This window comes from Rhizohabitans arisaemae, assembly GCF_025996515.1.
GTDB lineage: Bacteria > Actinomycetota > Actinomycetes > Streptosporangiales > Streptosporangiaceae > Rhizohabitans > Rhizohabitans arisaemae.
In genome coordinates this window covers 944573-960550 of the sequence record NZ_BLRH01000060.1, presented here as the reverse complement: position 1 = coordinate 960550, position 15978 = coordinate 944573, and the positions used below count along the sequence as shown (strand labels likewise).

At 69.6% G+C, this 15978-nt stretch carries 16 protein-coding genes; 6 read left to right on the top strand and 10 right to left on the bottom strand.

Annotated features, from left to right (window positions below; genetic code table 11):
• Positions 1-56 precede the first annotated feature (56 nt).
• A complete protein-coding gene (locus RUR_RS32865; protein WP_283139116.1) occupies positions 57-695 on the top strand; it encodes a GumC domain-containing protein in 639 nt (212 codons plus the stop codon).
• Positions 696-752: 57 nt separating this feature from the next.
• Complete coding sequence (locus tag RUR_RS32860; protein WP_283139115.1) at positions 753-1664, top strand: right-handed parallel beta-helix repeat-containing protein; 912 nt, start codon at positions 753-755, stop codon at positions 1662-1664.
• 3 nt (positions 1665-1667) lie between these two features.
• Here the strand turns inward: RUR_RS32860 and RUR_RS32855 are convergent, their stop codons facing one another.
• From RUR_RS32855 to RUR_RS32820, 8 genes are all read right to left on the bottom strand, one after another.
• Positions 1668-3497, bottom strand: a complete 1830-nt coding sequence (locus tag RUR_RS32855; RefSeq protein ID WP_283139114.1) for an asparagine synthase-related protein — start codon at positions 3495-3497, stop codon at positions 1668-1670.
• 208 nt (positions 3498-3705) lie between these two features.
• Positions 3706-4485, bottom strand: a complete 780-nt coding sequence (locus RUR_RS32850) for a WecB/TagA/CpsF family glycosyltransferase (protein WP_283139113.1) — start codon at positions 4483-4485, stop codon at positions 3706-3708.
• Positions 4482-5132: a class I SAM-dependent methyltransferase gene (locus RUR_RS32845; protein ID WP_283139112.1), complete on the bottom strand. Its 651-nt coding sequence runs from the start codon at positions 5130-5132 to the stop codon at positions 4482-4484. The genes RUR_RS32850 and RUR_RS32845 overlap by 4 nt, the downstream gene beginning before the upstream one ends.
• Positions 5129-6223 (bottom strand): DegT/DnrJ/EryC1/StrS family aminotransferase, encoded by a 1095-nt coding sequence (locus RUR_RS32840; protein WP_283139111.1) that lies wholly within the window; start codon positions 6221-6223, stop codon positions 5129-5131. Before RUR_RS32840 ends, RUR_RS32845 begins: the two co-directional genes overlap by 4 nt.
• A complete protein-coding gene (locus RUR_RS32835) occupies positions 6220-6858 on the bottom strand; it encodes an acetyltransferase (protein WP_283139110.1) in 639 nt (212 codons plus the stop codon). Before RUR_RS32835 ends, RUR_RS32840 begins: the two co-directional genes overlap by 4 nt.
• Positions 6851-7957, bottom strand: coding sequence for a DegT/DnrJ/EryC1/StrS family aminotransferase (locus RUR_RS32830; protein ID WP_283139109.1), 1107 nt, complete (start codon positions 7955-7957; stop codon positions 6851-6853). The genes RUR_RS32835 and RUR_RS32830 overlap by 8 nt, the downstream gene beginning before the upstream one ends.
• Positions 7954-8934, bottom strand: coding sequence for an SDR family NAD(P)-dependent oxidoreductase (locus tag RUR_RS32825; protein WP_283139108.1), 981 nt, complete (start codon positions 8932-8934; stop codon positions 7954-7956). The genes RUR_RS32830 and RUR_RS32825 overlap by 4 nt, the downstream gene beginning before the upstream one ends.
• Positions 8918-9955, bottom strand: coding sequence for a Gfo/Idh/MocA family protein (locus RUR_RS32820; protein ID WP_283139107.1), 1038 nt, complete (start codon positions 9953-9955; stop codon positions 8918-8920). Before RUR_RS32820 ends, RUR_RS32825 begins: the two co-directional genes overlap by 17 nt.
• A 658-nt stretch (positions 9956-10613) precedes the next feature.
• Here RUR_RS32820 and rfbC point away from each other — a divergent pair.
• The 4 genes from rfbC (at position 10614) to RUR_RS32800 (ending at position 13554) form a co-directional block, all read left to right on the top strand.
• On the top strand, positions 10614-11210 hold the full coding sequence (rfbC, locus tag RUR_RS32815; RefSeq protein ID WP_283139106.1) for a dTDP-4-dehydrorhamnose 3,5-epimerase: 597 nt from the start codon (positions 10614-10616) through the stop codon (positions 11208-11210).
• Positions 11211-11292: 82 nt separating this feature from the next.
• Complete coding sequence (locus RUR_RS32810) at positions 11293-12507, top strand: hypothetical protein (protein WP_283139105.1); 1215 nt, start codon at positions 11293-11295, stop codon at positions 12505-12507.
• A complete protein-coding gene (gene pssD, locus RUR_RS32805) occupies positions 12500-12958 on the top strand; it encodes a PssD/Cps14F family polysaccharide biosynthesis glycosyltransferase (RefSeq protein ID WP_283139104.1) in 459 nt (152 codons plus the stop codon). Before RUR_RS32810 ends, pssD begins: the two co-directional genes overlap by 8 nt.
• On the top strand, positions 12955-13554 hold the full coding sequence (locus tag RUR_RS32800; protein ID WP_283139103.1) for a glycosyltransferase: 600 nt from the start codon (positions 12955-12957) through the stop codon (positions 13552-13554). The genes pssD and RUR_RS32800 overlap by 4 nt, the downstream gene beginning before the upstream one ends.
• A 309-nt stretch (positions 13555-13863) precedes the next feature.
• Here the strand turns inward: RUR_RS32800 and RUR_RS32795 are convergent, their stop codons facing one another.
• Both RUR_RS32795 and RUR_RS32790 read right to left on the bottom strand, forming a co-directional pair.
• Positions 13864-15039 carry a methyltransferase domain-containing protein gene (locus RUR_RS32795; protein WP_283139102.1) on the bottom strand — a complete coding sequence of 392 codons (1176 nt, stop codon included), beginning with the start codon at positions 15037-15039 and terminating at the stop codon, positions 13864-13866.
• Positions 15036-15947: a radical SAM protein gene (locus tag RUR_RS32790; RefSeq protein WP_283139101.1), complete on the bottom strand. Its 912-nt coding sequence runs from the start codon at positions 15945-15947 to the stop codon at positions 15036-15038. Before RUR_RS32790 ends, RUR_RS32795 begins: the two co-directional genes overlap by 4 nt.
• Between the last annotated feature and the right edge of the window lie 31 nt (positions 15948-15978).

Here is a 15978-nt window from a genome sequence, read left to right as displayed (position 1 = left end):
CTTCCGAACCACGCGAAGAGTAAGCTGCATCGACCATTTGAGGAGGATAAAGAGCGATGACCATCCGTGACATCGTGATTCTCCTCTGGCGTCATCGACTGGTAAGCTCGGCGATCTTGGTGTTGACCGGGATTGTCGGCTATTTCGTGCTGACGGCGCCGCCGCTCTATCAGAGCATCGCCGAGGTTCAGTTCAGAAAGCCGACGAGCAAGGAGACCGTCGACGCCTATGAGAGGTTCTCCGTCGAGCTCATCTTCGTCACCTATGTGTCGCACCTCTACCTGACCGGTCCGCAGGGGCTGGCCGAGGTCCGCAAGCTCGGCGGCACGGTGGACTTCACCGCCAAGATCGCCAATCTGGGGAATGAAGAGGTTCCGTACTACAACAAGCCGTACATCACGATCAGGGTGTACGACCGGGACCCCGCGGTCGCGGACCGGACCAGGGACGCGGCGGTGTCCGCGCTCCGGAACGACCTTCAGGCCCGGCAGCGGGCGGCGCTGACGAGGAAGGGCACCTTCATCACCACCCGGCTCGCCGAAGGCACCCTGTCGGCGACCCCGATCAGCAGTCGCAAGTCGCGTACGATTTTCGCGATCTCGGCGATCGGCTTCATCGCCCTGGTCACCGGCGTCATGATCGCGGAGCGGTTCGGGACCCGCTCGATGTTCACGCGCTTGGTCAGAACCACCTAAGGAGTCACCCATGCCGCAGACCCCCGGGGATCCCCACCGGATGGGGTGGCCCAAGCGGTGACCAGGCGACCGCGGCTGCTCCTGGCCGCCGTTCTTCTCGTCGCGCTCACGGGCTGCCAGTCCGAGCCGCCGCCCGAAGCGGATGAGTTTCCCCCCGTCCCCAGCATCAAGCCGCGTAAGGAGGCGGGCGGAAAGCTCCCGGACAAGTGGCCGAACTCCCGCAACACCGGGGTCCCCAAGGGCGTCCAGCTCAAGCGGATCAAGTCCATGGTGATCGACAAGGACGGCACGGTGATCGACGGTGCCTTCCTCTACGGCGACATCGTGGTGGCCGCGAACAACGTGACGATCCGCAGAACCAAGATCCTCAATCCCGGCGACTACTGGGCGGTCATCCAGCGGGAGGGCTTCGAGGGACTCACGGTGGAGGACACCGAGATCTCCGGGACCGGCAAGCGGCGGCTCTCCGTCGGGATCATGAACAAGGGCGGCATGATGACCGTCCGGCGGACCGACATCCACACCATGCAGGCCGCGGTGAACACCCAGGAGGGTGTGATCGAGGACAACTACTTCCACGATCCGGTCTTCTTCGAGGGGGATCACACCGACCTGATCTGGGCGCGCGGCGGCCAGCCGCAGGGGAGGCAGTTGATCATCCGACACAACACCGTGCTGAACAGCCTCAACCAGACCGCGGCGATCGCCCTCTTCCAGTTCGACGGCGTCACCCACAACACGATCATGGAGAACAACCTGCTCGGCGGCGGCTCCTACGCCCTCTACGGCGGGGGCGGCAAGTACGGTGTCTCCTACAACGTGAAGATCATCAACAACACGTTCAGCCGCCGGATCTACCCCAAGGGCGGCGGCTGGGGACACACCTCGCGCTGGGATGCCAAGGGCAAGGGCAACGAGTGGCGGGGCAACGTCTGGGAGGACACCGGCGAGCCCGTACCGGAGCCGTAGGGCTCAGTCCGGGATCGGGATCCGCAGCCGCTCCTGCGGCGGCAGAACCGGGGGGTCCAGACCCTCGGTGAGCAGCGCGGCGACGGTGTAGAGGTTCCACGCCAGGCCCGGCCGGCCGATCGCGGCGTCCCCGAACACGGCGTGGACCCGGTCCAGGTCGACGATCGTGCTCAGCGCCTCGGACCGGGCGACGCCCCGGAGCAGGATCCTGCTGAGATCGCCGTGCGCCCGCCAGTTCCAGGACTTGCGCGGCGGCGCCGGTCGGGGCGGCGGGGCGGGCGGCGCGGAGCCGTTCCCCATGTGCCGCCGGATCCGGCGCCGGACCTTGGACCAGGAGTCGTCCGGGCTCTCCCCGAGGAACCGCCACGCCCGGCCCTCCAGCGGGATCTCGGTGAGCCCCGGCGTGAACCCCTCGATCAGGGCGTGGACCACGGCTTCGGACCGGCGCCACACCGGGTCCAGGGCGAGGGCGAGGCGGGCGACCCGGTTGTCCAGGAACGGCTGGACGGGGGTGCCCCGGCGGAGCGCGCCGGCCCGCGCCCCGGCGTGCCATCGGCCGACCCGGAAGGCCAGGTACATGTGGTCGAGGACTTCGGGGCCGTTCGCCCGTACCCGGGTCAGCCAGGGGTCGGCGAGCGCCGCGGCGTGCTCGTTGGCCTCCTGGGTGAAGAGCTCGGCGTCGTTCAGGAAGAGGTCGTGGACCTTGCGCTCCAGTGCGGGCGGGGCGATCGACGACATCCCGCAGAGGAAGCCGCCGCGCAGGATCTCCCCGCTCTGGCCGGATGTGGTGGGTTTGCCGCTGTACGGCTCGTAGCCCACGATGCTCTCGTAGGCCGAGGACATCCCCTCGCAGACCCGGAGCACGTCCAAAGTCCGGTCGAGCGGGTGCGCGACGACGATCTCCCGCTCGTGCTCGGCCTGGGTGGGCGCCACCACCTGGTGCTCGATCCCGAGCCTGGTGGCGACGAGCCGGGCGATCGCGACGTCGGGACTGTCCTCCAGGCCGTAGGTGGTGGCCTGGAACGGCACCTTCGCCGCGTGCAGCAGCGCCGCGATCAACCGGCTGTCCCGGCCGCCGGTGAGGGCCAGGCGCACCGGGGCTCCGGCGCTGCGGAGCGGTGCGACCGAGTCGATCAGCGCGGCGGCGAGTTCGGCGACCTGGGTACGGCGCTGCCGCGCGCCCACCGGCTCGGCGGTGGGCAGGCCGGGGGAGAGCAGGGTCCGCCGGCCGTTCTCGATGTGGACGCCTCCGCCGGGCGGCACGGCCCGTACCCCGCGGAACGGGGTCTCGTCCGAGACGAAGTACCCCTGCCGGATCATGGATTGGAGCGCGAGCACGTCCCACTGCGGTGCGGCGAAGGTGGAACCGCTTTCGGCGGCCCGGGCCACCAGGTGCACCAGGAGGGCCCGGGTGCCGATCACGTGGAGGTGGCGTGTCTCGGCGTGGAAGACGGGGCAGGCCCGGGTGGCGCCGGTGACCGCGCTCACCCCGGACTCGCCGGCCTGGAAGACCGCGAAGCATCCGCCCACCTGGCTCAGGTCGGTCCGGCCGACGTCCATGGTGGGCAGCATCCGCAGGTCGACCGGGTCGGCGAGGTACCCGTTGACCGCGGTCACCCGGTCCCGCCCGGGTGCGAGCAGGCTCGGCTGGCCCGGCTCGTTCGACCAGGCCAGCAGGGCGACGTCGGAACGGGCCGAGCGCCAGGCCTCGTGGGTCACGGTCTGGGCGGGGACGGGGAAGGCCGTCCGGATCCCGGCCTCGGCCGCCGCCGACGCGATTTCGGAGATGCTCTTCCCGCCTTGTTTGGAGGCGATGGCCAGAAAGACGCGCATCCCTATCCCCTAACCCTCGCCGCATTGCAAAACCCGCCGTCAGACTACGCTTTTCCTACGCGTTCCGGCACGCCTGGATTTACGCGGTTGAGGCCGGGGATTCTTCGGCGGACATTAGGAAACGACATGTGGCCGAAGTCCTCGGCAACATTCCGTGAAAACTGTCAATTCGTTGAGAAAAGGTGTCCTTAAGATCCGTGCCTTCCGCTCAATGGTGCTGGGAACTAGGGCGCCCGCGCCGTGGGGTGAACAGGCGGCGCAAAAGCGCGACCGCGAGCATCCAGAGGAACGCCGCATTGGTGGTGAGATAACGGGGGCCGAGGCGGACCGGCTCTTGAATCATCCGGTAGAACCATTCGAGCCCGAACCGCTGGGACCAGCCGGGTGCCCGGCGGACGTCCCCGGCGAGGACGTCGAAGGAGCCGCCCACCCCGTGGATCACCCGGGCCCCGGTACGGGGGCCGTAGTCCGCGCAGAAGCGCTCCTTCTTGGGGGAGGGCATCCCGAGGAAGAGCAGGTCGGGCCGGGTCCGCCTGATCTCGTCCGCCACCTGGGGGGCCTGCTCGTCGGTGAAGTAGCCGTTCCTGCTCCCCGCGATCTGAAGGGTCGGATGCCGCTCCCTGAGCTGGGCGATCATGATGTCCAGGGTCTCCTGCTTGGCACCGAGGAAGTACACTCGGAGCCCGCGCTCGGCGGCGGTCCCCAGCAGCTCGACGAGCAGGTCGATGCCGGTGACCCGGTGCGGGAAACGCAGGCCGAGCATCCGCCCGGCCCAGACGACGGCCTGGCCGTCCGCCACGATCAGGCCGCAGCCGACCACGGCCTCGCGCAGCGGCAGGTCCCGCCGCATCTTGACGATCTTCGCGGCGTTGACCGCGCCGACCGTGAGCGACTCACCGCGTTCCGCGGCGTCGACGCAGCGCCAGACCGCCTCCCCCATGGTGACCGTGTCCACCGGGGTGCCGAGGACCTCGACCCGGGTGGTCACCGGTTCTTCACCGCGATGACGGACTTCACCAGGCCGGCCATCCGGTCGAAATGGAGCTTGGAGTCCGGGAAGTAGTACCGCATCTCGGTGAGGGAGAGCAGTTCGACCCCCATCGCGTCCCGCAGCGCGCCCGCCCGGTCGGCGGGGTTGGTGTGCACGAGCGGCCACTTCTTCACGATCCTGGCCCGCGCGGCCACCGGCAGGAACTGGAAGCCGGGGAAGAGCACGTGCGGCTCCACCGGGAAGTAGCGGTACGGGCACTGGATCCAGTGCCGGTCGGCGAGGCGGTGTACGGCGTCCGCGAACTGCAGCCGCCGGACGTGCCCGCCCACGTGCTCGATCACCGAGTTGGAGATGACCAGGTCGTAGGAGCCGGACAGGATCGACTCGGGCAGCTCGCAGGCGTCCGCGGTGTCACCCCTGGCCCAGTCCGGCAGGTCGTCGGGGACCGGGTCGAGGTTGACGATGTGCACGTGCTTGGGGCGGATCGGGGCCCGCTTCCAGTACTCGGCGGTCCCGCCCAAGTCGATGACCGTCATGTCGGTCAGATCAGGAAATATCGACATGAAGGTGTTCCAGCGGCGCTGGCGAGCCCGGGCGCCGACGGAGTCGGGGGCGTCGACGAAGCGGTTGCGGAGCGATTTCATCGCAGGGCCTTCCGGAGGGCGTCGGCGACCAGCGCCTGCTGCTCCTCGGTGATGTGGGGGAACATGGGGAGGGAGACGATCTCCTCTGCGGCCGCCTCGCTGACCGGGAAATCGCCTGGCGCGTATCCCAGCGAGCGGTAGGCCGGGTGCAGGTGCACGGGCTTGGGGTAGTGGATCCCCGTCTGGATGCCCTGCTCGGCCAGGCTCGCCATGACGCGGGCGCGCTCGGCGACCCGGATGACGTACAGGTGCCAGACGTGGGTGTTGTCCGGTGCCGTGGCGGGGAGCTGCACCTCGTCCAGGTCGCCGAGGAGCTCGGCGTAGCGTGCCGCGGCCGCCCGCCGTGCCTCGTTGCCCGCGGCCAGCCGGGCGAGCTTGGCCCGCAGGACCACTGCCTGGAGCGCGTCGAGCCGGGAGTTCACCCCGGGGACGAGGTGTTCGTACTTCTTCTCGCTCCCATGGTCGGCGATCAGCCGTACCTGCCGCTGGAGCTCGTCGTCGTCGGTGGTCACCGCGCCCGCGTCGCCGTACGCCCCCAGGTTCTTGCCCGGGTAGAAGCTGGTGGCGGCGAGCGAGCCGAAGATCGTCCGTCCGCCCTGCGCGGCCCCCTGGGACTGGGCCGCGTCCTCGATCACGGGGATGCGCCCGGCCAGGCCCATGATCTCGCTCATCGGCGCCATCTGGCCGTACAGGTGGACCGGGACGATCGCCGCGGTGTCCTCGGTGAGCACGTCGAAGAGGGCGGCCGGGTCCATCAGGAGGTACTGCGGGTCGACGTCGCAGAGGATCGGCCGGGCCCCGCAGCGCAGCACCGCGCCGGCGGTCGCCACGAAGGTGTTGGCGGGCAGCACCACCGGGACGTCCGGCCCCACCCCGACCGCGCGCAGCGCGAGCTCGATCGCGTCGGTGCCGTTGGCGACGCCGACGCAGTGCGAAACCCGCTGGAACTCGGCGTACTCCCGCTCGAACGCGGCGACCTCGGGCCCCTTGACGAAGGCGGTGGCGGACATCACCCGCTCGAAGCCCGCACGGATCTCCTCGGCGATCTCGCGGTGCGGCGTCGCGAGATCCATGAGCGGGACGGTGGTCAACGCGGTGTCCTTTCGAAACGGCGGGCCGGATTGCCGGCCCAAACCTCGCCTGGTGGCACATGACGGGTGACGACCGCACCCATGCCGACGACGGCGTGCGCCCCCACCGTGAGCCCCTCCCGGATGAGGGCCCCGGAGCCGATGTAGGCGGCCTCGCCGACGTGTACGCCCCCCGCCAGCCGCGCTCCGGCGGCGATGGTGACGTAGTCCTCGATCACGTCGTCGTGGGTGAGCACCACGTGCGGCATGACCGCCACATGCGCGCCCACCCGGACCGAGGCGGTCAGCACCGTGTACGGCAGGAGCACAGAGCCGGGTCCGACCGTGCAGGAGGGGGCGACCAGCGCCGTCGGGTGACACAGCGTCCGATACCGCTCCGGCGGCAGGCCGAGCCTCGCCACGATCTTCGGCCGGCTCGTGTTGTCGGACGGACGGCCGGTGCAGACGACCAGGCGCACCTCGGGATCCAGCTCGGCGATCACTTCGGTGCCGCCGAGTACGGGCACGCCGTCGATGCGGGTGCCGTGCCTGGCCGGATCGTCGTCGACGAAGCCCAGCAGCTCAATCCCGGGCGGGAGGTTCTGCGCCGTCTCGCGGGAGAAACCCCCCGCGCCGACGATCACCAGCTCAGTCACCGTGGGCGTCCCTCACCGCCGCGATGACCGTGTCCTGCTCCGCCGTGGTCATCTGATGGAAGAGCGGCAGGATCACCGAATGCCGGGTGAGCCGCTCGGTGACCGGGAGCGGCGCGAAGGAGCGGCCCCGGTAGGCCGGCTCCAGATGCGACGCCATGATCCCCCGCCGGGCCGAGACACCGTGGCCGGCCAGGAGCTTCAGGACGTGCTCCTGGTCGAGGTCGGGCCAGGACACCCAGAAGGACTGGAAGTTCGTCGTCCCGTAGGCGGGGTCGGCCGCCGTGGTCACCCCGGCCAGTCCGGAGAACGCGTCCTGGTAGCGGGCCGCCAGCTCACGGCGGCGCGCGACCATCTCCGGGAGCTTGCGGAGCTGGATCAGGCCGATCGCCGCCTGGATGTCGGTCATCCGGTAGTTGTAGGCGACCTCCAGGTACTCCTCCAGCACGGGCTGGGAGCTGGAGTGCCGATCCGCCGCGCTCACGCTCATCGCGTGCTCGCGGAGGCGGCGCAGCCGTACCGCGGTCTGTTCGTCCTGGACGGTGACCATCCCGCCCTCACCCGTGGTGAGCAGCTTGCGCGGGTGGAAGGAGTAGGCGGCGAGCGCGGCTCCGGCGCCGACCGGACGGCCCCGGTAGGTCGAGCCGGCGCCGCACGCGGCGTCCTCGACGACGGCTAGGCCGAGGGAGGCGAAGGCGTCCAGGTCGGCCGGGATGCCGCCCTGGTCCACCACGATCACCGCCTTGGTCCGCTCGGTCGTCACGGCCCGCACCGACTCGGGGGTGAGGTTGAGCGTGACCGCGTCGACGTCGGCGCAGACCGGGGTCGCCCCGGCGTGGTGGACCACGTTGGCGGTGGCGATGAACGACAGCGAGGGGACGATCACCTCGTCACCGGGGCCGACCCCCGCGCCGATCAGGCACAGGTGCAGCGCGGTGGTGCAGGAGGAGACGGCGATGGCGTGCGGGACACCGATGAACTCGGCGAACGCCCGCTCGAACTCGGCGACCCGGGGACCCTGCGCGACCCAGCCGGAGGCGACCGCCGCCGCGGCGGCCTCGGCCTCCTCCGCACCGAGCCACGGCTTCATGACGGGGATCACCACGCCGCTCCGTTCGCGGCCCGCTCGGCCCGCCACCAGTCGACGAGGAGCCGCAGCCCCTCCTCCAGGCCGATCTCGGCCTTCCATCCCAGGACTTCCGCGGCCTTGGAGACGTCGGCGAGCCGCCGGGTGACCCCGTTGACGGCACGCGGCGGGCCGAACTCCAGGCCCAGGTCGTCGCGGCCCATGACGTGGAGCAGCTGCTCGGCGAGGCCGCGCAGGCTGGTCTCCACGCTGGAGGCGATGTTGAAGGCCTGGTCGGTGGCCTCGCTCTGCGCGGCGAGCAGGTTGGCGCGGGCGATGTCCACGGTGTAGACGAAGTCCATGGTCTGCAGGCCGTCGCCGAGGATGAGCGGGGGCTGCCCGTTCTCGATCCGCTCCATCCACCGGATCAGCACCTCGGTGTAGAGCCCGTGGATGTCCATCCGGGGGCCGTACACGTTGAAGTACCGCAGCGCCACGTAGTCCAGGCCGCGCATCGCCGTGAAGCTGCGGAGCAGTCCCTCGTTGAAGGTCTTGGCGGCGCCGTACAGGGTGTCGTTGTCGTAGGGGTGCTGCGTCTCGGTGGTCGGGAACTCGGTGGCCAGGCCGTAGACCGAGGCGGAGGAGGCCGCGACTACCTTCTTCACCCCGGCGTCGGCCGCGGCTTCCACGACGTTGTAGGTGCCGTCGACCAGGACTTCCAGGGCGAGCCGGGGTTCTTCGGCGCACTGGGTGATCCGGATGGCCGCCTGGTGGAAGACGACGTCGATCCCCTCGGTCAGCCTCCTGACCAGCGCGGCATCCCTAATGTCACCATCAACGATGGTGACATTTCCGCCTTCTTCGGCTTTTGCGAGGTTGGCCCGGCGGCCGCGGACGAAGTTGTCGAGTACCACGATCTCGGCGGCGCCGGCCTCCACCAGCTGATCCACGATCGTGGAGCCGATCGTCCCCGCGCCTCCGGTGACGAGCGCGCGGCTACCGTGCAGTGTCATCAGTTTTCTTGATCTCCACTCGTGCGCCGCCCAGCTCCATGCTGGCCACGGCGGCTTCCAACAGGGCGAGGACCCGCAGGCCGGAACGGCCGTCGGTCAGGGGCGGGCGCTGCTCGGCGATGGCCGAGGCGAACTCGGCCATCATGGTCCTGAGCGCCTCACGCTCGGGCAGCGCCGGGACCAGGACGTCGCCGAGCCGGTAGGAGATCAGCGTCTGCCTCCGCTCGTCGAGCGTCTCCGCGCGGTCGACCCCCCGGTCGTACACGGCGAGCCGCTGGGAGGGGTTGACGTCGTCCCAGACGATCGTCCGCCGGGAGCCGCCGATCACCGTGGTGCGGATCTTCGTGGGGCTCAGCCAGTTGACGTGGATGTGGGCGAGGGTCCCGTTGGACAGCCAGACCGTGAGGTAGGCGACGCAGGCCCGACCGGCGTCGATCGGGTCGGAGCCGTGGGCCGAGACCGCCACCGGGGTGACGTCGTCGGGCAGGATGAAGTCGAGGATGGACGCGTCGTGCGGCGCGAGGTCCCAGAGCACGTTCACGTCCGGCTGGACCAGCCCGAGGTTGATCCGGACGGAGTCCACGAACCGGATGTCGCCGATCTCCCCGCTTCGGACCAGTTCCCGGATGCGCTGGACCGCGGGGGTGTAGCAGAAGGTGTGGTCGCACATGAGCACCACACCGGCGCGCTCGGCCATCTCGACGAGCTTGACCCCTTCCTCGTAGGAGGGGGTGAGCGGCTTCTCCACCAGCACATGCTTGCCGGCCTCGATCGCGGCCCGGGCGAGGTCGAAGTGGGTACCGGCGGGCGTGGCGACGGCCACCGCGTGCACGGCCGGATCGTCGAGCACCTGTTCGTAGGAGGAGGTCGCCTTGACCGTGGAGTACCGTCCGAGCGTCGCCTTGGCCCGGTCCAAGTCGAGATCGCAGAGGTACTCCAGCCGGATCGCCGGGGTGGCCTGTGCGTTACGGACCAGGTTGGGACCCCAGTAGCCCGCGCCGATGACCGCGAGTCCGATCATGACGTGCCTCCCTGGGGTGTGCCAGCGGCAGCGTCTCTCTGACCCGCGACCATGCGCTTCCTCTCTGTCTGACCTTCCGGGGGATGCCCGTGCATGCCGAAACGGCCGGGAGAGTCTTTTCCCCGCCTGAATCCCATCCGGAAGCCCGCCCCTTGCTCATTCCGTCTGTAGACGCGGGACAGTAGATCACGGTTTACAGGTCTATAGGGGAAATGAGGGGCGGTTCTGTCCCTGTCGCTACGTTGTCGGATTCTCTGGGTTCCAGCCGCAGCCAGTCGATCGACACTCGGGGACCGAGCCGGTGGGGGACATCGAAGTCCCGGTACGGCCTGCGGCCGCGAGCCCGTACCGGCTACCGCGTGATCGTTGTGCTGTGCGCACCCTGCGGGGGATGCATATCGCGATGATCAACCCCTGGGGCGGTGGCTGTCTGGGCTTGTGGGGAAGCCGTTGGCCTGGCGCAGCCCGTACCCGATGCCGGGTGATCGTTGCGCTGTGCGCACCCTGCGGGGGATACGTATCGCAATGATCATGTGGCAACAGGTGGGGGTTGCGGTCGCTCGGTCCGTGAGGGAGTCCGGGTCGAACAGGTCACCTACCGCAGGGGCGGTACGACGGGTCGTGGTGCGACGGATGAGGACATGGCACGCTATGGCGGATGCAGCCACTAGACATCGACGGTGCTTTCCTCCACACCCCCAAGATCCACGGTGATCAGCGGGGAGCCTTCGCGGAGTGGTTCCGCGGGGACGGTTTCGCCGAGGCGCTGGGGCATCGGTTCGGCCTGGCCCAAGCCAACTGGTCGACCTCCGCCAAAGGCGTGCTGCGGGGAGTCCACTTTGCCGACGTCCCCCCGGGGCAGGCGAAGTACGTCGTCTGCGTGAGCGGAGCGATCATGGATGTCATCGTGGACATCCGGGTGGGTTCGCCCACGTTCGGGAAGTGGCAGGCGGTCCGGCTGGACGACGTCGCCCGGGCCGGTCTCTACCTCGCCGAGGGGCTCGGCCACGCGTTCATGGCGCTCAGCGAGCAGGCGAGCGTGGTCTACCTCTGCTCGGAGCCGTACGCCCCCGGCCGGGAGCGCGAGGTCCACCCCCTGGATCCGGAGATCGGCATCGAGTGGCCGGCCGACGTCGAGCCGATCCTGTCGCCCAAGGACGCCGCCGCGCCCACGCTGGCCCAGGCACGTGAGAAAGGTCTCCTTCCGGGCTACGAGGACTGCCTGGCCTATTACGCGCGGCTCCGCACCCAGTAGAACCCGATCTTCCATCACAAGAAGTCATAAAACGGACATATATTGATGTCTCGTAACAAAGCTTCTGAAAGATGGACATTGGGTGGCAACGAGGCAGGGCCCGGCGGGCGCGAGTGAGGCGCTGCTTCGCCTGATCGACCAGGTTTGGCAGCCAGGCGAGGCGGTACGGGTCACCGCGGGAGAGACACCCCAGGGATACCGGGTCGCCGAACGCTATTCGATCGTCCCGAACGCGGCCCGGGCCCGCTTCCTCGTCCCGCTCGCCACCCGCGCCGCCGCGCACGCCTCGCTCAGCCGCTACAACGGACTCCGCCCCGGCGCGCTCGGCCTGGCCCGCGCGCTGCTCGGCGCCGCCTTCCGCGTCGGCCTCGCCCCGATCGCGCTCCGGGACGAGCTCACGGTCTGCCTCGCCGAAGACGCCGACCCCGCCGACCATCTGATCGTCGCCCACCTCGGCCGCGTCCTGGGCCGCCCCGGGCTCGCGGCGGGCATCGGAGTCCGCCCCGTCGACCCCAACGGCAAGCCCACCCTCCAGCTCTTCCAGCCCGACGGCACACCCGCCGGCTACGCCAAGATCGGCTGGAACGCCGCGACCCGCAGGCTCGTCGCGATGGAGGCCGAGGCGCTCACCGCCGTCCGCGGCGTCACCGCGCCCCGGCTGCTGTACGGCGGGAGCCGGCGGGACCGGCAGATCACGGTGACCGAGCCCCTGCCACCGCGGATCCGGGCGCACCGCAACCCCGACGAACCACCTGGACCGGACGTGCTCGCCGCGATCGCGGCGGGATCCGGCGTCCGGGAAACCGAGCTGGCCGCATCGCCGTACTGGCAGGCCGTCCGCCGGGAGATCTCCGAAATCGACGACGAGCCCCGCCTCAGAAGGGCACTGGCCACGCTTGCCGTACGGCTGGAGGGCGAGTACGGCGGCACGCGGCTCCGGTTCGGGCGCTGGCACGGCGACCTGGTGCCCTGGAACCTCGGCCGGCACGACGGGACACTCCACATCTGGGACTGGGAGCACAGCGCGACCGGGGTCCCCATCGGATTCGACCTGCTCCACTGGCACTTCCAAGTGGCCCTGGTGCTCCGGCGCAGACCGCTCGCCGAAGCCGTCGCCGCGGTCCACGACACCGCGCGCACCTCGCGCGTCGACGCCCCACCCGGCCTGCTCGCCCAGGCCTACCTCTTGGAGATCTTCCTGCGCACCCACCGCCTGCAACGGGGCGGGGGCGGCTGGAACACCGACCTGTATCCCGCGATGTTCGACGTGCTGCCCAAGGGGGACGACGGTGTCTAGGCACAGAGCGCTGCTGGTCTGCTCGACCGGCGGCCACCTCACCCAGCTCTACCGGCTGAGCGACTGGTGGCGACGGCACGAACGGGTCTGGGTGACCTTCGACAAGGCGGACGCCCGTTCCCTCCTCGCCGAGGAAGACGTCCGCTGGGCCCACCACCCGACCACCCGGAACATCCCCAACATGCTGCGGAACTTCCGGCTCGCCCTCCGCCTGCTCCGCCGGGAACGGCCCGACGTGATCGTCAGCACCGGGGCCGGGGTCGCGTTCCCCTTCTTCGTCCTGGCCAAGCTCTTCCGGATCCCCACCGTGTATCTGGAGGTGTACGACCGGATCGACACCGGCACCCTCACCGGGCGGCTCTGCTACCCGATCACCGGCCTCTTCCTGCTCCAATGGCCCGAACAGCAGCGCCAGTACCCCCGCGGGGTCGTCGTCGGGGAGCTCCTGTGACCTCCCTGCCCCGGTACCGGGGAGTCCTCGTCTTCGTGACCGTCGGCACCGACCACCACCGGTTCGACCGGCTCATGGACTGGATGGAGGTGTGGCTCGACGACCCGGGGCTCGCCGGGGTGCGGTGCGTCATCCAGCACGGCGCGTCCCGGCCCGTCGCCGGCGCCGAATGCCACGAGTTCCTGCCACACGATCGGATGCGGGAGATGTTCTCCCTCGCCACGGTCGTGGTGACCCAGGGCGGGCCGGGCTCCATCGCGGAGAGCCGGGCCGCCGGCCGCCTGCCCATTGTGGTCCCGCGCATCCCCGAACTGGGCGAAGTCGTCGACGACCACCAGCTCCGATTCGCCCGGCACCTCGCCGAACGCGACCGCATCGCCCTCGCCGAGACAGGCGGGACACTCTTCGCGCACCTCGACGGGGCGCTCACCAACCCGGCCGGCTACACCGTCGAACCCGGCACCGACGAAACCGGCGAAGCGGTCGCCCGCTTCGCCGGCCTGGTCGACTCCCTACTCCGCGACAAATCCAGCCGAACCAGATCCCGGCTCACCGAAGGCCGCTCAACCCGAGGCCGGCGCTCCCGGCTCAGATGACGGCGAACGCCGCCTCCGTACTCATGTCGGGTACGGAGCCGACTCGATCTTCAGCGGCAGCCATTCGGTACAAAGACGAAGCCGAGGCCACTTCACGCGCCGGCTGGATGAGTACTCGCATCGCGATCGTGTTCCGCCCGGCGCCAGTAGTACCGGACTCATCGCGGTGAAACATCCGGGTCGGCTGACTGTCGCAGCTCGCCAGCCTGGTAATCCTTCTGCGAACGGGCGCCTCAGCAGAGCATCTGTTCTGAGACCGAAGCACTCCTCAGGTTGTTGATCGCCCAAGAGATGAACTCGCGCACCAGATCAAGGTAAGCGCCCCTCGTCGATATTCAGCCACACGTGCTGTTTGCCGTCCGGCGTCACTGTCATGCCGTAGCGGGAGCGGGACGGGCAGCCTCGGCGGGCCCAGTCCATGTAGGTGGCCTGGAGTTGGTCCCACAGGCGTACACCCCCGCCCTGCAACACCGGGTAGTCGCCGTTGCCGGGAATGGCCGCGCACAATGCCCAGCCACTGCCACCTGCCTCGCGGAGCCGCATCACCCACGCGTCTTCGCCGTCGTAGCGGTCCCAGCCGGTGGTCGTGACCACCAGATGCGGCGTGTGGACGGCCAACGCCGGCATCAGGCCTTCGGCCAGCGCGTCGTCGACGGTGCGGGGGTCCAGCCGGGTGACCGACTCCTCCATCGGCTCGCCGTAGGCGGGCCAGTCGCCCACCCGTTGAGCGCGCAGCATCATGTAACCGCAGTCGCCGGTGAAGCGGCCCACGGCGCTCCCGTCGTCCAGCACGCGCAGCACAAGCTGCTCCCCCCAACGGCCCGGCGAGGGCATCCACGGCAGCACGACGATCCCGCCGGGCCGGGTCTGCTCGATCCAGGCGTACGACACCGTGCGCACCCCGCAGGTGACATGCACCCTGTCGTACGGAGCGGCACCGGGGTAACCGATCGCACCGTCGGCGGTCAGCACCGTCGGATGGCAGCCGATGGCGGCCAGGCTCTTGGCGGCCTGCCGGGCGAGCGCTCCATCGACCTCGACGCTGATCACACGGGCGTCCTCCCCCAGCCACCAGCACAGCGCCGCGGTGGTCCAGCCGGTCCCCGTGCCGATCTCCAGCACCTTCTCGTGTCCGCGCAAGCCGAGCCGGGCCAGGAACTGCAGGCTGATCGACGGCGCCGACAGCGAGCACGACGGCCGTCCAGCCGGGTCCCCCGGGTCGGTGGCCCCGTCATCGCGTTGGGTGATGATCGAGCCGTCGTTGTAGACGGCGTGCAGCCAGCCGTCCAGATCGGTCAGCCGGTCGATCCGGCGGCCCGGCCCATCCCTGGGGTCAGCCCAGGCGACATCGGGCACGAACAGTTCGCGCGGCACGTCGGTCAGAGCGGCCAGCCAGGGGCGGATCAGCTCACGCACATCCGGCTTGGCGCGCCGGGCGACGGCTTTGGCCAGCCGTCGTGCCTGTGCGACGTGGCGAACGGTCATGGCGTGGGGCGGCATGTCACGTCCGGTCGGCAAGGGTTTCGGGGCTTGCATGGTTGAGCCGGGTTGCAGTTCTTTGTCGGCACACAGCCATCCTTCTCCGGCGCGCACTGATCTTGTCCCGGGTGGCACTGCGGTTCGCACGGCGGCCTGCACGTTACTCCGGTCGCGGCCGGGATCTCGTGCCGGGCCAGTGCGGTGACCGGGTCGATCAAGTCTGCCAGGCTGTTGCTGTGCACCGATCCGGCTACCAGCCAGCGGCCCATCGGGCACGGGACCACGTCCCCGGACGGCAGCACGGTGACGATGCCCTGCCCGCAGTGCCCGCACAGCTGGGAGGTGTCCGGCGAAGTCGTCGTGGTCGCCCGTCCCAGATGCCGAACGCGATCGATACCGCAATCGGTGACCCCGAGCCGCCGCAGCTCCTCCAGAGCCTGGGAGGCGTTCTGCCGGGGATCGATGTCGATCACGCCGACGCGCAGCGGCACCGACCGCGCTACCAACGCGAGAATGTTGGCTTTGATCCGTGCATGCGTGGGACGTCCGGTGATTCGGTTGTGCTCGGCAGGGTCAGCGCTGTACCAGCTGGTCGCCACACTCATTCGCGGATGAGTGAGCAGGTCCCACACACGTGAGGGCACGTAGACCAAGTTCGAATAGACCTCGACACGGACTCCGAGGTTCAGAGCGTGGGCGATGAGGTCGGGTAGAGCCGGATGTAGCATCGGCTCGCCGCCGACTATCTGGATCACCTCGGTTCCGACGTCTGCAGCCTGCCGGAAGACCCGTCGCCAATCGTCTGCGGTCATGGTGCCGTTCGAGCCCTTTGGGCCACTGTCGTTGAAACAATGCACGCACCTGGCCTGGCATTTCCCCGTGATCTCGGCTTGGAGCAGCCTGATGGCGGCCATGTGCTCCCTCCCTGCACGGCGGGTGCGCTTT

Bases quoted from the DNA above. Each gene is read 5' to 3' on its own strand.
- RUR_RS32855 (WP_283139114.1), bottom strand. From the start codon at position 3,497: ATGCGCGTCTTTCTGGCCATCGCCTCCAAACAAGGCGGGAAGAGCATC.
- RUR_RS32820 (WP_283139107.1), bottom strand. From the start codon at position 9,955: ATGATCGGACTCGCGGTCATCGGCGCGGGCTACTGGGGTCCCAACCTG.
- RUR_RS32795 (WP_283139102.1), bottom strand. From the start codon at position 15,039: ATGACCGTTCGCCACGTCGCACAGGCACGACGGCTGGCCAAAGCCGTC.
- RUR_RS32790 (WP_283139101.1), bottom strand. From the start codon at position 15,947: ATGGCCGCCATCAGGCTGCTCCAAGCCGAGATCACGGGGAAATGCCAG.
- RUR_RS32865 (WP_283139116.1), top strand. From the start codon at position 57: ATGACCATCCGTGACATCGTGATTCTCCTCTGGCGTCATCGACTGGTA.
- RUR_RS32825 (WP_283139108.1), bottom strand. From the start codon at position 8,934: ATGACACTGCACGGTAGCCGCGCGCTCGTCACCGGAGGCGCGGGGACG.
- rfbC (WP_283139106.1), top strand. From the start codon at position 10,614: ATGCAGCCACTAGACATCGACGGTGCTTTCCTCCACACCCCCAAGATC.
- RUR_RS32845 (WP_283139112.1), bottom strand. From the start codon at position 5,132: ATGAAATCGCTCCGCAACCGCTTCGTCGACGCCCCCGACTCCGTCGGC.